Here is a 14508-nt window from a genome sequence, read left to right as displayed (position 1 = left end):
TCACGCTCCGCCGAGGACGATGAGAACGCCGCCGGCGAGCACGCAGCCGGCGACCGCCAGGTCCATGGACGTGACACGGCGCCTGGGGGTGTGGAGCAGGCCCAGGTGATCGGAGACCGTGCCGAAGAGGAGCTGGCCGGTGAGCATCAGGGCGATGGTGCCGGCCAGGGCGAGCTCGCTGTTGACCGCGATGGCCGACAGGACGACGACGAGGGCGCCGGGGATGCCGCCCAGGTAGTACCAGAGCGGCGCGCGGCCCTCGCTCTCGCCGGGAGCCGCTGCGGCCGGTGCGCGGCGGGCGACGGCCAGCACCAGGATCGCCGCCACCACGGCCCCGAGCCCGTGCGCGGCCCAGGAGGCGTACAGGGCGTCGGTGTGGCCGGCGAGCACCGCGTTGGCCTGGGTCATCAGCGTGAGCAGCACACCGCCGGCGATCGCGAGCGACCAGTCGAGCGCGCGCCCGCTCATCCGGCCAGTTCCTCGGCCTCTCGCCGCACCCCGATGCCGTGCGGCGGCTCCGCTTCGTGCGGCGGCTCCGCTTCGTGCGGCGGCTCCGCTTCGTGCGGCGGCTCCGCAGGGTCCGTGAGCGCCGAGCCCAGCCGGACGACGACCTCGGCGAACGTGCCGGCGACCCAGGTGGGGCCGGCGAGAGCCAGCTCGCCGGCACCGTGCACGCCGTACGTGACGGCGATCGAGCGCATGCCCGCCGCGTTGGCCATGTGGATGTCGTGCGCGGTGTCGCCCACCATCACCGCGTGCCGAGCCGCCACGCCGAGCGTGCGCAGGACCAGCAGTCCCGACTCCGGGTCCGGCTTGGGCCTGCTCACCTGGTCCGCGCCCACCACCAGGGCGAACCTGTCACGCAGCCCCGCCGACCGCAGCAGCGCGTCCGCGCTGGCGTAGAACTTGCTGGTCGCCACGGCGAGGGTGAAGCCCTGGACGCGCAGCTCGTCCAGCCCTTCGGCCACGCCGGGGAAGACCAGCTCGCGGGCGCGCGGCAGGATGATCTCCTTGAACAGGCGCTGGTAGTGCCGGACCCCGCTGGCGACCAGCTCGCCGTCCGGTGCCACGGCCAGCAGGTCGCCGAAGGCCCGTTCGAGCGGGAGCCCGATCGTGGCGCGGATGGCCGCGGGCCGTGGCGCGGCGACGCCCAGCGCGCCGAACGCCGCGGTGAAGGTCTCGACGATCGCGCGTGGCGTGTCGACGAGCGTTCCGTCGAGATCGAACACGGTCAGGTGACTCATGACATCCTCTCCGGCTGCTGGAGCTTCAAGGTAGGAAGAGATTTGCCATAAATCAAGGGGGTTATGTGGGAAACCTACGAAAAACCAACTAAACAAGTAGGTCTTGACGGCTTTTGAGGGCTGTGCTGAGCTGAGGGCGGCTGACGGACGTGAGAAAGGCCTCGGCGCATGCTTGTGCAGTTCCTCGGGACCGGCGGAACCGGCGGCGGCTCGCGCTCGCCTGATGCGGTCGCGGCATGACCGCGCCCGCGTTCCCCGCCGCCTCTGACGGGTCCCGCCCCCTATCGGTCGGGCAGGAGGGTGCCGGCTTCGACCCGCTGGACGACCCGGTGCGCGCCTCGCTCCTCGGGGCGCACGCGCACCTCGCCGAACGGCGCGGCCGGGTGCTGCGCTACCCCCTCGACGTGTCCCCGTTCCTGTCCATGCCGCACGACCCGGGTCCCGCCGACTGGCAGGACGCGGCAGCGCTGGCGGGCGAGGGCGGCGACGTGCCGCTGAACGACCCGGCAGCGGTGCCGCCGGCCGGCTGGGAAGAGGCGAAGAACATCCCCGGGGTCCAGCTCACCGGCGAACGCGTCACCGGGAGGCACGACCCCGGCGTGGTGCGGCTGGGGCCGGCGGACGTGCCCGAGATGCTCGGCCTCGTCGAGCGGACCAAGCCGGGCCCGTTCCTGCCACGGACCGTCGAGCTCGGCGTCTACCTCGGCATCCGGCTCGGCGGTGCGCTGGTGGCGATGGCGGGGGAGCGGCTGCATCCGCCGGGCTGGACCGAGATCAGCGCCGTCTGCACCGATCCCCGCCACAGGGGCCGCGGCCTGGCGACCCGGCTCGTGCTCGCGGTCGCCGCCGGCATCCGGGACCGCGGCGAGACGCCGTTCCTGCACGCCTCCGCCGCCAACACGCGCGCGATCCGCCTGTACGAGCGGCTCGGCTTCCGCCTGCGCCGCACCACCGAGTTCCGCACGGTACGCGTTCCGGCGCGCGCCCGGATCGAGGGCAGGCCATGACGCTGCCCGAGGTTCAGGCCCCCGCCCAGCAGGAGGCGGAACGGCCGCTGGAGGTGGTGACCGCCCGCCGTCCGCTGCGGTGGGTGGCCGCGGCCGCCGTGCTCGTGGTGCTGGCGATGGCCGCCAGCGCCCTGATCACCAACCCCGCCTGGGAGTGGGAGGTGGTCAGGCAGTACCTGTTCGCGCCGTCGGTGGTGCGTTCGGTGCTGCTCACGCTGGAGCTGACCGCGCTCGGCATCGGGCTCGGCTTCGCCCTCGGCACGGTGCTGGCGCTGATGCGCCTGTCGCCCAACCGGCTGCTGTCGTCGGTGGCCTTCGGGTACGTGTGGCTGTTCCGGTCGGTGCCGCTCATCCTGCAACTGCTGTTCTGGTACAACCTGGCACTGCTCTACCCGCGGTTGTCGGTCGGGGTGCCGTTCGGCCCGGCGTTCTTCGACTTCGGCACGATGGACCTCATCGGGCCGCTGACGGCGGCGGTGCTCGGGCTGGCCCTGCACCAGGCGGCCTACGCCGCCGAGATCGTCCGCGGCGGCCTGCTGTCGGTGGACCACGGGCAGCGGGAGGCCGCGGCGGCCCTCGGGCTGCCCCCGGCGCGGCGGTTGTTCCGGATCATCCTGCCGCAGGCCATGCGGACCATCGTGCCCAACGCGGGCAACGAGATCATCGGCCTGATCAAGGGCACCTCGGTGGTCTACATCATGGCGCTGCCCGAGCTGTTCTACCAGGTGCAGGTGATCTACAACCGCAACGGCCGGGTCATGGCGCTGCTGCTGGTCGCGGCCATCTGGTACCTCGTCCTGACCACCGCCCTGTCGCTCGTCCAGCACTACGTCGAGCGGCACTACGGCAGGGGGCGGGCATGAGCGCGATGGTCGAGCTGCGCGGCGTGCACAAGAGCTTCGGTCCCCTGCACGTGCTGCGCGGCGTGGACCTGGACGTGCCCCGGGGCCAGGTGCTGGTGGTCCTCGGCCCGTCCGGCTCGGGCAAGTCGACCCTGCTGCGCACGATCAACCACCTGGAGAAGGTGGATCGCGGCTCGGTCCGCGTGGACGGGCGGCTGCTCGGCTACCGGCAGGCCGGCGACCGCCTGCACGAGCTTTCCGAACGCGAGGTGCTGCGCCAGCGCACCCAGATCGGCTTCGTCTTCCAGTCCTTCAACCTGTTCCCGCACCTCACCGTCAAGCAGAACCTCATGGAGGCGCCGCTGTCGGCGCAGCGCCGGCCGCGCGCCGAGGTCGAGCCGCTGGCCGAGCGGCTGCTGGCCCGGGTGGGCCTGGCCGACAAGGCCGACGCCTACCCGCGTACCCTGTCCGGCGGCCAGCAGCAGCGGGTCGCCATCGCGCGCGCCCTCGCCCTGGAGCCGAAGCTGCTGCTGTTCGACGAGCCGACCTCCGCGCTCGACCCCGAGCTGGTGGGCGAGGTCCTCGACGTCATCAAGGACCTCGCCCGCGGCGGCACCACCATGATCGTCGTCACTCACGAGATCGGGTTCGCCCGCGAGGTGGCCGACGCGGTGGCGTTCATGGACGCCGGCCGCTTCGTCGAGCTCGGCCCGCCCGCCCAGGTCCTCGACGCCCCCGCCCACGAGCGCACCCGCGCCTTCCTCGCCAAGGTCCTCTGACACCCCAAGGACGCCAGACATGCGTACTTCGCCCGCGCGGACTCTCACCGTGCCCGTGCTCCTCCTCGCCGTCGCCGCCCTCGCCGCCTGTGGCACCGAACCGGCACTCGACACCCCGGCCGCCTCCGCCCCCGTGATCGCCGGCAAGAAGATCAACTTGAGCCCGGACCAGAACAGGGTACGGACCGGGAAGGTCGCGGCCATCGCGGCCAAGGTCCCCCAGGAGATCGCCGCCGACGGCAAGCTCACCGTCGGCTTCAGCGCCAGCGGCTCGCCCCCGCTGGTCTCCCCGGCCACCGACGACACCACCCTCATCGGCGTCGAGACCGACCTCGCCCAACTCGTCGCCGACGTGCTGGGCCTGGAGTTCACCCCGCAGTCCAGCTCCTGGGAGAACCTGTTCCTGGCCGCCAAGTCCGGCAAGTACGAGGCCGTCTTCAGCAACGTCACCGTCACCGAGGAACGCAAGGACACCTACGACTTCGCCACCTACCGGATCGACCAGCTCGCCTGGCAGGTGCCCGACACCAGCCCCATCAAGGCGATCAAGGGACCCGCCGACATCGCCGGGCTGCGCGTGTCGGTCGGCTCCGGCACCAACCAGGAGAAGATCCTGCTCGACTGGGACAAGCAGAACCGCGCCGCCGGCCGCGAACCGGTCGAGATCCTCTACTACGAGAAGTACGGCGACGTGCTGCTCGCCCTCAAGTCGGGCCGGGTGCAGGCGTACTTCGGCCCCAACCCGAACATCGCCTACAACATAGCCGTCAGCGGCGGCTCCCGCATCGTGGGCACGTTCTCCGGGGCGGGGCCGGACCTGCAGGGACTCATCGCCGCCATGACCAGGAAGGGCAACGGCCTGGTGCAGCCGCTGCACGAGGCGCTGAACACCGTCATCAAGAACGGCACGTACCGGCAGGTGCTCGAACGGTGGGGGCTGGACAGCGAGGCCATCCCCGAGTCGCGGATCAACCCGCCCGGCCTGCCCCGCCGGCCGGCCTCGTGAACGGGCTGCCCCACGCGGGCGCGCCCCCGGCGCACGGATCGCTGGAGCACCCGGAGCGGTGCGGCGGTGCGCCAGGCCCCCGCGCCGCCGTCCAGGCCGAACACCGGCGCGGGGGTGAGCCGGCGTAGGGTCCGCCGCGGCGAAGCGCGCCCGCACACCGGTCGGTGAGGTGACGACGAACCGGGCCGCAGGGCCGATCGCGCCGAGCACGGCGGGGAGTCGCGTCCGGGCGCGCGGGCAGCGGCACGCCGGGATCATCGGGTTCGCGCCACCAGCTCGCCGATCTCGGGAAGCACGGCGTCCGCGACCGTGATCTTCTGCTGGACGAGCCCGTTGGCGTGGAACAGGTCGGCGGCGTGCTGCTGCTCGGCGACGAACTCCTCGCTGACCGGGTGCAGCCCCCACGGGCGGGTGCGCAGCGCGTGCTCCCACGCGTCCAGATTGTCGCCGTCGAACAGGGCCGCAGCCTCGCGCGGATGCTCCTCCGTCCAGCGGTCCGCCTGCTGCAGCGCGGTGACGATCCCGGCCAGCTCCTCGGGCCGCTCCCGCGCGAAGTCGCGGCGGGTGAACCAGAGCGAGCGGTGGCTGAACAGGCCGTCGGTCTCCACCAGCGTGCGGGTGCGCGACTCGACCGGCGTCAGGTACGGGTAGGAGCCCACCCAGGCGTCCACGTCGCCGTTCACCAGCAGCTCGGCGGCGTTGCCGTAGGCGTCCACGGGTACGATGTCGCCCCAGCCGAGCCCGGCCTGTTCCAGCGCCAGCAGCAGCAGTGTGGTCTGCCACGAGCCGTGCCCGAGCGCCACCCGCTTGCCCTTCAGCTCCGCCACGGAGCCGATCGGCGAGTCGTCCCGCACCACCAGGCGGCCGTTCTCGACGCGCGGGCCGGAGATCGCCACGTACACGATGTCGTGGCCCTTGGCCTGGGCGGTGACCGGGGGAGTGGAGCCGGTGCCGATGAAGTCGTACCCGCCGTCGAACAGGTGGTCGCCGTGCGCGGACGGCAGGGCCCGGGTGGGATCGACGCGCTCGCCCCGGCCGAGGGCGTTCAGGTCCACCCACTCGGCGCCGGGCAGCAGGTCGCGGTGGCGGGCCACCCAGAGCGTGTTGTTCTGCGGGAAGAAGCCGATTCTGGTGGTCATGAGGTGCGTCCTTTCAGTAGCGGCAAGACGTGGCGGCCCACGCGGCGGGCCTCTTCGAGATGGGGGATCCCGGCCAGGACGAAGGCGTCCACGCCGAGGTCCAGGAGCTGGTCGAGACGTTCGGCGACCTGGTGGTAGTCGCCGACCAGGCCGAAGGCCGGGCCGTCGCGCAACTGGCTGAACCCGCCCCACACGTTGGGAGCGACCTCCAGGGCGCGGGGGTCGTCACCGGCTCCGGCGAGAAAGGCGCGGCTGCGCCGCACGCCGACGGAGTCGCCCTCACCGAGCTCGCCCCCGCGCGGCCTGGCCTGCCAGCCCTCCTCGATCTCCGCCCACGCCTCCTCCTCGCTCTCGCGGGCCAGCAGGTCCACCCGCACGGCGAACCGGGGCGGCGTGGCACTGTGCGCGCGCACGGCGTCGAACTTCTCCGCCAGCGCCTCGAACGGCTCCAGCCACGACAGGTAGTAGTCGGCGTGCCGGCCGGCGGCGTCGATGGCGGCGGGGGAGGAGCCGGAGAAGTAGATCTCCGGGAACGGCTGCCCGGCCAGTTCCTCCGGCAGTCCCGCGTTCTCCACCTGATAGAAGCGGCCCCGGTGAGTGTGACCGCGGGTGGGCCCGCCCTGCCAGACGCCCTTGAGCACGTCCAGGAACTCCGAGGTGCGCGCGTAGCGGTCGTCGTGGTCCACCTTGTCGCCCCACCAGAGTTGCGCGGGACCGCCGCCGCCGGAGATGACGTTGTAGACGATCCGGCCGCCGGTGGCCCGTTGCAGCGTGGCCGTCATCCGGGCGGCCTGGACGGGGTGCAGGAACCCGGGCTGGAAGGCCACCATGAAGCGGTACGAGGTGGTCTCGCGGGCCAGCGTCGCGGCGGCGGCCCACGGGTCGTCGGTGTGCGGGAAGTTCGGCAGCAGCCCGCCGACGAAGCCGCTGCCCTCGGCGGCTCTGGCGACCTCGGCCATGTAGTCGGCGTGGCTGTAGCCGTCGTCCTGGCCGTCCCTGGTGCCCGGGGCGGTGCCGCCGGGGGCGAAACCACCGCGGCTGCGGACGCGGCGGCGCAGCGAGGGCTGGTCGCCCTCCATGTGGATGCGCCAGTAGATGTCAACGGTCAAGAGCCCGCTCCTTCACGTGCTCGCCGAGGCGGTAGACGTCCTCGGTCTGGAGGAAGAACTCGGTGACACCGAGCGCGACGTACTCGTCGGCGGCGTCGATCGAGGACAGGTGCACGCCGTAGCGCAGGCCCGGCAGTTCGGGGATGAGCGCGGCCAGGTCGTCGCCGGCGGAGAAGACGTGCACGTCCGCGTGGCGGCGCGACAGCTCCAGGGCGTCGGGCGAGGTGCCCGACAGGTGCACCTCGGGGAAGGGCGAGGACGACAGCGGCGCTCCGAAGCCGCCCTTGACCACCTCGTAGAAGGCGCCCTTGAAGTCCAGCGGGCCGCCGTCCCAGACGCCCCTGGCCACGGTCAGGAACTCGTCGGCGCGGGCGAACCGGGCTGCGCCGGTCAGGAAGTCGCCCTGCGCCCTGGCCACGGCCGGGTCCAGGTCCACGGCGAGCCGCCAGCCGAGCCGTGCGGCGGCGAAACGCTGCAGGGACGCCGACAGTTTGGCCGCGTAGACCGGGGTGGCCACGGCCGGGTGGAACTCGGCGACGACACGCAGGTGGCGGGTGCGGCGCAGGGCGCCGGCGGCGACGGTGAGGGACTCCTGCCCGTCCGGGTCGAAGGGCACGAGCGCACCCGCCCACCCGGACAGGTCCGCGGCCACGGCGGTCCGCCCGGCGGGATCGGCGAGCACCGGCCGCACGTCGGTGACGAAAGCCGGCAACCCGGCGGGGGCGGGGCTCCTGGTGGGCAGGACGACGTGAAAGCGCGGGGTGCTGTGCGTCGTCATGCCGCCGCCTCCAGCGGAACCTCTTCCAGCAGGGCGTCGATGCGCGGGAGCAGTTCCCGCGCCAGCGGCTCGATCTGGCTGTCCAGCACGAACAGGCCGCGCGTGACGTGCCGCGCGCCGAGCACGCTCAGCACCGGCCGCAGGGCATAGTCCACGGCCAGCAGGTGAGCGGCGGTGCCCCCGGTGGCCACCGGCACCACCGTCTTGCCGGCGAACGCACCCTGCGGCAGCACGTCCAGGAACGCCTTCAGCAGCCCGGTGTAGGACGCCTTGTAGATCGGGGTGGCAACGATGATCGCGCCCGCCGCGGCCACCTGCTCCGTGGCCCGTGCCAGCCCGGGATGGGTGGTGTCGCCGTGCAGCAGGGCCTCCGCGGGCAGATCGCGAAGGCGCAGGACCGTGGCGGGCCGGCCCAGCCGCCCGGCCAGGTGGTCGAGCAGACGTACGGTGCGGGAGGCGGCCGATGGGCTGCCGGAGATGAGCAGGACGGACATGTCAGATCTTTCCTAGGGGTTCAGCGGAAACGGGCGGCGTCCGGGAAGGCCGCGGTGACTGGCCCGTCTCGTCGAGGAACTCGGGTGGCGGCAGGTGGTACGGCGGCTCGACGTTGAACCCCAGCACGGGCCCGCGCCCGCCGTGGGTGGCGACGAACGCGGCGGGCAGGCCGGCCGTGCCCCACGCGATCGTGAAGCCGTGCGCGCGCAGCAGTTCGGCGGTGGCCAGCGCCGAGCGCCATTCGCGCAGCGACGGCTCGGCGTAGGCCCAGATCCGGTCGGCGAGCCCGGTCAGCGCTGCGGCGTTCTCGCGGATCCAACCCGTGGCCGTCATGGCGCCGCTCCCGCGTGAGCGTCCACGCCCAGGTCGGCGAGGAGCCGGCGGCGCAGTTCGACGAAGTCGGGATCGGTGCGGTCGCGCGGGCGGTCGAGTCCGACCCGCACGTCCGTGACGAACGTGCCCTCGCGCAGCACCGCGATCCGGTCGGCGAGCAGGATCGCCTCCTCCACGTCGTGCGTGACCAGCACCACGGCCGGGCGGTGCCGGGCGCACAGCTCGGCGATCAGGTCCTGCATGTGCAGCCGGGTCAGGGCGTCCAGCGCGGCGAACGGCTCGTCGAGCAGGAGCAGCTCCGGCTCGCGTACCAGGGCTCTGGCCAGCGCGACCCGCTGGGCCTCGCCGCCGGAGAGCGTCGCGGGCCAGGCGTCGGCATGGCTGCTCAGCCCCACCTCGGCCAGGGCCGCCAGGCCCTTGGCCCGGGCGGCGCGGCCCTGCCCGATGATCACGTTGGCGAGGGCGCGCTTGGACGGGACGAGCCGCGGCTCCTGGAAGACGACCGTGCGCACCGGCGGCACCAGCACGCTCCCGCCGCTGGCCGCGTCCAGCCCGGCCAGGATGCGCAGGAGCGTGGTCTTGCCGGTGCCGCTCGCCCCGAGCAGCGCCAGGAACTCCCCGCGCCGCACGTCCAGGTCCACCCCGTCGAGCACGGCCCGCTCGCCGAAGACCTTGCGCAGGCCTGTCGTCCGCACAGCGAGACTCATCGGATCGTCACCGCCCTGCGCCAGGGCATCGTGACCCGCTCGGCCAGCCGCAGGGTCAGGTCGGCGATCAGCCCGATCACCGCGTACAGCAGCACGCACAGCGCGAGGATGTCGGTGCGCAGGTAGTCGGTGGCCCGGGCCATGAGGTAGCCGAGCCCGGCCGTCACATTGATCTCCTCGGCGGCGATGAGCGCGATCACGCTGAGCGTGGTGGACAGCCGCAGCCCGGCGAAGATGGACGGCAGCGCGCCCGGCAGCACGACCTCGCGGGCGATGGCGAGCCGGCCGAGACCGAACGAGCGGGCGGCCTCGACGACCTTGCGGTCCACGTTGCGCACCCCGCTGGAGACGTTGATGTACATGGGGAACGTGCAGGCCACCCCGATCAGCAGGATCTTGGACGCCTCCTCGATCCCGAACCACACGATGAACAGCGAGGTCAGCGCCAGGAACGGAATGGCGCGCAGCGCCTGCATCGAGGAGTCCACGAGCTCCTCGCCGAGCCGGGTGAAGCCGGAGACGACGCCCAGCGCCAGACCGGTGGAAGCGCCCAGCAGCAGGCCGAGCCCGGCCCTGGTGACCGACACGCGCAGCGCTTCGGGGAGCTGGCCGTCGGTCCACAGCTCGGCGAAGGTCTTGACGACGTCCTGGGGGCCGGCGAGCACATCCTCGGTGAGGGCGCCGGTGGCGGTGGCCACGTACCAGGCGGCGAGCAGCAGGACGGGGCCGATGGCGCGCAGCGCGAACGTGACGGCCGGGTGGCGGCCGGCCGAGCGCGGCGGCTCGGGCGGTACCAGCCCTTCGACACCGGCCTCCGTACGGGTGGTGGCCATGCTCATGACTTCGCGTCCCCGAGCGTGGTCACGTCCAGGACGTGCTGGGAGACGTCAAGCGGCGCGGTGAGCACCTTCTGGTCGAAGAAGAACTTCGCCACGTCCTGATATTTCGCGATCTCGGCAGCGGTGACCGCCTGGGCGGGCTTGCCCTTCTTCTGGATGTCGACCACCAGGTCCTTCTGCTTGCCCTGCACGGCCTGCGGGCCCGTCTGGGTGAAGACGTTCACGTACGCGGCCGGATCGGCGATCTCCTTGGCGCTGCCCTCCTTGATGAACTCGAACAGGGCCTTGACCACCTCGGGATGCTCCTGCAGCAGCTTGTTGGCGGCCACGTAGATCACGTAGTTGTCGGACTTGATCGCCTCGCCGTCGGCCAGGATCCGGGCGTCCAGGTCGGTGACGGCGGGGATGAGGAAGGTGGAGAACGTGGACCAGGCGTCCACCTCGCCCGAGCCGAAGACCGGCGCGGTCTGGGGCGGCTGCAGGTAGACCCGCTTGACCTTCTCGACCGGCACGTTGAACGTCTGCAACGCCTTGAGCAGCAGATACTCGCTGGTGCCGCCGTGCCCGACGGCCACGCTGCGCCCGGCCAGATCGGCCACGGATCTGATCGGCGAGCCGTTCTTCACCACGATGCCCTCCCCGGCCAGGTCGGGTGGGACGGTGGCGAAGATCTTGAAGCTGGGCTTGACGGCCAGCGCGGTGACGCCGGAGGTGATCGAGCCGGTGGCGACGTCGAGCGAGCCCGCGTTGATGGCCTGGGCGGCCGGGGCGAACACGGAGAAGTCGCCGGCCCACTTGACCTTGGCATTGACCTTGGCCAGGGCTGCGTCCAGGCTGCCGTCCTTCTTCGCGACGGCCAGGAAGCCGCTGTTGCCGGGGTCGGAGATCCGGACGATCACTTGCTCCTGCGCGGTGGTGGCGCCGGTTCCGCTGCCGCAGGCCGCGGCCAGGAGGGCGAGGGGAAGGGCTAGCAGCAGCTTACGCATGGGTGACTCCTTGCAGCGGGGTATGGTCGGCCCAGGCCGCGACGTCCACAGGCGATTCGAGGAAGCCGTGGCCGCGCAGGAAACGCTCCTGCTCGGCCAGCAGGTCGAGGCGTTCGGCGGACAGGTCGAGGTGGAGCGAGGCGCCGGGGACATAGGCCGCGGCCACGCCGGCCGCGCCGGCGCCGGTCTCCGCTCCCAGGATCCTGGCCACCTCGGCCGGGTGCCCGGCGGCCCAGTCCGCGGCGCGCAGCAGGACGGCCAGGAAGCGGGCCACCACCTCCGGATGCTCGTCCAGCAGGCGCTGGTGCACGGTGATCGGACGGGGGGTGCCGTTGTTGATCCGCGCGCGCCGGTCCGGCACGGCGTCCAGGTCGATGCCCACCTCCGCGCCGTGGCGCAGGGCGGCCTCGACGGCGAGCGCGCCCTTGACGTAGACCGCGTCCACCCGGCCCGCGGCCAGCGCGGCCAGCTCCGCCTCCCACTGACCGCCGCCGGGCTCGGCCTCGACGTCCACCACTTCAGCGTCACCGAGCCCGAGCCCGGCCAGAGACAGCGCGCCGTGGAAGCCGTGCAGGGCCATGGCCCGCCAGAAGTCGATGGCGATGCGATGCCGGGGCGCCGCCAGCCGCAAGCCCCTGAGCTGCTCGGGGCTCTCCAGGGCGGTGCCGCCGCGAACCAGCACGACCTGCCGCTCCTCGATCCAGGTGAGGCCGATGAGCCTGGTGGCCTCGCCGCGGGAGCGTGCCCACAGCGCCGGCACGTTGCCGCCCTCGCGGAACAGGCCGGTCAGGGCGTGGGTGTAGTGGGTCTCGCGGGGCACGCCGGGGTCGTCGTCCTGCAGCGAGCGGACCTCGATCCCGTCATCGGCGAACTCTCTGGCCAGCCAGCCCTGGTCGGCCGCGATGCCCGTCGCGGTGGGCACGGGACAGCGGGTGAACCAGATGGCGTCGAGTGGGGCTGTGGTCATGGAGGAGAGTTTGCTAGTAATTTGGTAGGAAATGCAAAGAATGTCCCGCGATGCGGGAAGCATTTCCGGCGCGACCTGGCCTCACCTGGTCCCGACCCTCCCTACTCAGAAGACGGAGTTTCCCGCATGGCAGCAGACGGCGGCGTCCAGTCCGTACGCAGAGCGATCGGCATGCTCGGCTGCTTCGGCGGCGGCGACGCCACGCTCAGCCTGTCCGACCTGTCACGCAGAACGGGGCTGTCCACCTCGACCACGCACCGCCTGGCCAGAACGCTGACCGGCGCCGGCTTCCTGGAGCAGGAGGCACGCACCGGCCGCTACCGGCTGGGGCCGTCGATCACCGAGCTGGGGCAGCTCTCCTTCCACCGGCGCGGCCTGCATCGCATCGCCCCCGAGCTGGCCGAGCTGGCCAGGATCACGTCCGCCACCGTGGACCTGGCCGTCCGCAACGACCGGCACGCGGTCATCCTGAGCGGCGGCTCGCTCAATCCCGACAGCGGTGTCGGCCTGCGCCGCCCCCTGCACTCCACGGCGCTGGGTAAGGTGCTGCTGGCCTGGGACCCGGAGGGGAGCGTCGATCTGGAGGCGCTCGGGCCGCTGCGGGCGCTGACGGGCCGCACCATCGTGGACCACGCCGAACTGCGCGCCGAGCTGGTCCGCGTGCGCGAGTCCGGGTACGCGCTCAATGACGAGGAGTCGGGCGACGGCATCCGCACCGTCGCGGTGCCGGTGCTCGACCGGCAGCACAACGTGCGCTACGCGCTGGCCGTGCGCTCCACACCGCTGGTCATCAGCGACGCGCGGATCGGCTGGTTCGTCACGCACGCGCGCGCCTGCGCCCGCGCGCTGGAGGTACTGCTGATCCCGCCCGCCGAGCGTCGGCTCCGCTCCGCCGTCTGAGGCCGCCGGCGGGTCAGGCTCCCATGGAGCGGCTCGAGACCGCGACGAGCCGGCCAAGCGTGCGGGCCCGCCGGCCGGGGTCCGGCTGCGGCCCGTCGTGGGCGGGGCGCTTCCGGGCCCTACGGCGTGACCTGTCGCCCCGGCCGGTCACTGGGACATCCCTGGCTCAGGAGCTGGCCTGGGGGAACTTCCCGGGCGCCGATCTCCTTCGCGCCCGGCGCGGGTGCGGCGCCGCTGCGGGACGTGGGACGGGGCCGGGTGGGGCGGGCGCCCCAGCCTGGCGCGTTCTGCGCGGTGCCGCATGGTGGCACCACGCCGCCCGTGGCCCGTTCGGGCCCCGTGACGATCCTGCCGGTCGTCGATCGACCCGGCCGCGCATGGCCCTCCGGTCCGGTGTCCCCGCCCGCGCCGGGGCCGCAAGGAGCTCGGGCAGGATTTCATGTATAGCAAGTAGGTAATGTTGACTTCTCGCTCCTCCTCTCCGTACCGTCGAGGCATGAGCGAGCTCGATCTGGTCGCGGGCGCCGCGGTGCTCGTCACGGGAGCGGCGTCCGGGATCGGCCGCGCCACTGTGGACCTGCTGCTCGACCAGGGGGCCCGCATCGTGGCAGTCGATCTCGACGGCAACTCCCTGGCCACGCTGCGCGACCTGGCAGGGGTGGTGACGCTGGCGGGGGACGTGGCGGAGGAGGCGGTCAACCAGGCCGCCGTGAAGCTGGCCGTCCAGACGTACGGGCGGCTGGACGGCGTCGTGCTCAACGCCGGCACCGGCGGCACGCTGCCGTGGGAGCACCCGCGCGCGGTCGCCGCGGCCGAGCGGATCTTCGCCGTCAACCTGCGCGGGCCGATGCTGGGCATCAGGGCCGCCGCCCCCGCCCTGCGGGAGGCCGGAGGTGGCGCCATCGTCGTGACCGCCTCCGTCGCCGGGCTGCGGGCCGACCCCGGCACCTGGGCGTACAACGCGTCGAAGAGCGCGGTGCTCAACCTCGTGCGCGCCGCAGCCCTCGACTACGCCGCCGCCGGCATCAGGGTGAACGCCGTCGCACCAGGCCTCACCAGCACCCGGATCGCCGGGCGAGGCGAACACCGGCAGGCGTGGCGGCCGCCGATGCGGCGCCCCGCCAAGCCGCGCGAGCAGGCCGAGGCGATCGCGTTCCTGCTCTCGCCCGCCGCCTCCTCCCTCACCGGCACGGCGTTGGTCGTGGACGGCGGCCTCGACGCGAGCCTCGGCCTGCTGCCGCCGGCTCTCGTCGTGAGCGAGGGCGGCAGCCGTAGGAGACGCAGAAGGTCGACGCGTTCGCGCCGCTGATGTTCCTGATGCTGAGCACGCCGCCCTCCGCCACCCGCAACGCGCCGCCATGCCGCAGCACGTACCCG

The 14508-nt window shown here is 72.8% G+C and carries 17 protein-coding genes; 6 read left to right on the top strand and 11 right to left on the bottom strand.

Annotated features, from left to right (window positions below):
- Both ACBJ32_RS48565 and ACBJ32_RS48560 read right to left on the bottom strand, forming a co-directional pair.
- A complete protein-coding gene (locus ACBJ32_RS48565; RefSeq protein WP_375132678.1) occupies positions 1-468 on the bottom strand; it encodes a DMT family transporter in 468 nt (155 codons plus the stop codon).
- On the bottom strand, positions 465-1244 hold the full coding sequence (locus tag ACBJ32_RS48560) for an HAD family hydrolase (RefSeq protein ID WP_375132677.1): 780 nt from the start codon (positions 1242-1244) through the stop codon (positions 465-467). The genes ACBJ32_RS48565 and ACBJ32_RS48560 overlap by 4 nt, the downstream gene beginning before the upstream one ends.
- A 236-nt stretch (positions 1245-1480) precedes the next feature.
- Here ACBJ32_RS48560 and ACBJ32_RS48555 point away from each other — a divergent pair, with 236 nt between their 5' ends.
- From ACBJ32_RS48555 to ACBJ32_RS48540, 4 genes are read left to right on the top strand one after another with little or no spacing between them, the layout of a single operon-like run.
- The gene (locus ACBJ32_RS48555) at positions 1481-2251 is read left to right on the top strand and encodes a GNAT family N-acetyltransferase (protein ID WP_375132676.1); all 771 of its coding nucleotides are present in this window, start codon (positions 1481-1483) and stop codon (positions 2249-2251) included.
- Positions 2248-3114: an amino acid ABC transporter permease gene (locus ACBJ32_RS48550; RefSeq protein WP_375132675.1), complete on the top strand. Its 867-nt coding sequence runs from the start codon at positions 2248-2250 to the stop codon at positions 3112-3114. Before ACBJ32_RS48555 ends, ACBJ32_RS48550 begins: the two co-directional genes overlap by 4 nt.
- Positions 3111-3872, top strand: a complete 762-nt coding sequence (locus tag ACBJ32_RS48545; protein ID WP_375132674.1) for an amino acid ABC transporter ATP-binding protein — start codon at positions 3111-3113, stop codon at positions 3870-3872. Before ACBJ32_RS48550 ends, ACBJ32_RS48545 begins: the two co-directional genes overlap by 4 nt.
- A 19-nt stretch (positions 3873-3891) precedes the next feature.
- Positions 3892-4878, top strand: a complete 987-nt coding sequence (locus tag ACBJ32_RS48540) for an ABC transporter substrate-binding protein (protein WP_375132673.1) — start codon at positions 3892-3894, stop codon at positions 4876-4878.
- A 254-nt stretch (positions 4879-5132) separates the two neighbouring features.
- Here the strand turns inward: ACBJ32_RS48540 and ACBJ32_RS48535 are convergent, their stop codons facing one another.
- Genes ACBJ32_RS48535 through ACBJ32_RS48495 form a run of 9 tightly spaced genes read right to left on the bottom strand, consistent with a single transcriptional unit; the run spans position 5133 to position 12231 of the window.
- Entirely contained in the window at positions 5133-6017 is an 885-nt protein-coding gene (locus ACBJ32_RS48535) for an ABC transporter substrate-binding protein (RefSeq protein ID WP_375132672.1), read from the bottom strand.
- Positions 6014-7126, bottom strand: coding sequence for an LLM class flavin-dependent oxidoreductase (locus tag ACBJ32_RS48530; RefSeq protein WP_375132671.1), 1113 nt, complete (start codon positions 7124-7126; stop codon positions 6014-6016). Before ACBJ32_RS48530 ends, ACBJ32_RS48535 begins: the two co-directional genes overlap by 4 nt.
- The gene (locus ACBJ32_RS48525) at positions 7116-7904 is read right to left on the bottom strand and encodes an LLM class flavin-dependent oxidoreductase (protein WP_375132670.1); all 789 of its coding nucleotides are present in this window, start codon (positions 7902-7904) and stop codon (positions 7116-7118) included. Before ACBJ32_RS48525 ends, ACBJ32_RS48530 begins: the two co-directional genes overlap by 11 nt.
- Positions 7901-8398: an NADPH-dependent FMN reductase gene (gene ssuE, locus ACBJ32_RS48520; RefSeq protein WP_375132669.1), complete on the bottom strand. Its 498-nt coding sequence runs from the start codon at positions 8396-8398 to the stop codon at positions 7901-7903. Before ssuE ends, ACBJ32_RS48525 begins: the two co-directional genes overlap by 4 nt.
- A 1-nt stretch (position 8399) precedes the next feature.
- Positions 8400-8732, bottom strand: coding sequence for a hypothetical protein (locus tag ACBJ32_RS48515; protein ID WP_375132668.1), 333 nt, complete (start codon positions 8730-8732; stop codon positions 8400-8402).
- Complete coding sequence (locus tag ACBJ32_RS48510; RefSeq protein ID WP_375132667.1) at positions 8729-9427, bottom strand: ABC transporter ATP-binding protein; 699 nt, start codon at positions 9425-9427, stop codon at positions 8729-8731. The genes ACBJ32_RS48515 and ACBJ32_RS48510 overlap by 4 nt, the downstream gene beginning before the upstream one ends.
- Before the next feature lie 8 nt (positions 9428-9435).
- The gene (locus ACBJ32_RS48505) at positions 9436-10278 is read right to left on the bottom strand and encodes an ABC transporter permease (protein ID WP_375132666.1); all 843 of its coding nucleotides are present in this window, start codon (positions 10276-10278) and stop codon (positions 9436-9438) included.
- Positions 10275-11264 carry an ABC transporter substrate-binding protein gene (locus ACBJ32_RS48500; protein ID WP_375132665.1) on the bottom strand — a complete coding sequence of 330 codons (990 nt, stop codon included), beginning with the start codon at positions 11262-11264 and terminating at the stop codon, positions 10275-10277. The genes ACBJ32_RS48505 and ACBJ32_RS48500 overlap by 4 nt, the downstream gene beginning before the upstream one ends.
- Complete coding sequence (locus ACBJ32_RS48495; protein WP_375132664.1) at positions 11257-12231, bottom strand: ABC transporter substrate-binding protein; 975 nt, start codon at positions 12229-12231, stop codon at positions 11257-11259. Before ACBJ32_RS48495 ends, ACBJ32_RS48500 begins: the two co-directional genes overlap by 8 nt.
- A 126-nt stretch (positions 12232-12357) precedes the next feature.
- On the opposite strand from ACBJ32_RS48495, the gene ACBJ32_RS48490 reads away from it, so the two are divergent.
- Both ACBJ32_RS48490 and ACBJ32_RS48485 read left to right on the top strand, forming a co-directional pair.
- Positions 12358-13131: an IclR family transcriptional regulator gene (locus ACBJ32_RS48490; RefSeq protein ID WP_375132663.1), complete on the top strand. Its 774-nt coding sequence runs from the start codon at positions 12358-12360 to the stop codon at positions 13129-13131.
- A 496-nt stretch (positions 13132-13627) separates the two neighbouring features.
- Entirely contained in the window at positions 13628-14440 is an 813-nt protein-coding gene (locus ACBJ32_RS48485; protein WP_375132662.1) for an SDR family NAD(P)-dependent oxidoreductase, read from the top strand.
- Positions 14441-14508: the final 68 nt, after the last annotated feature.

The organism is Nonomuraea sp. GTA35, assembly GCF_041950525.1.
Taxonomy (GTDB): domain Bacteria; phylum Actinomycetota; class Actinomycetes; order Streptosporangiales; family Streptosporangiaceae; genus Nonomuraea.
This window is presented reverse-complemented; position numbering and strand designations above follow the sequence as displayed.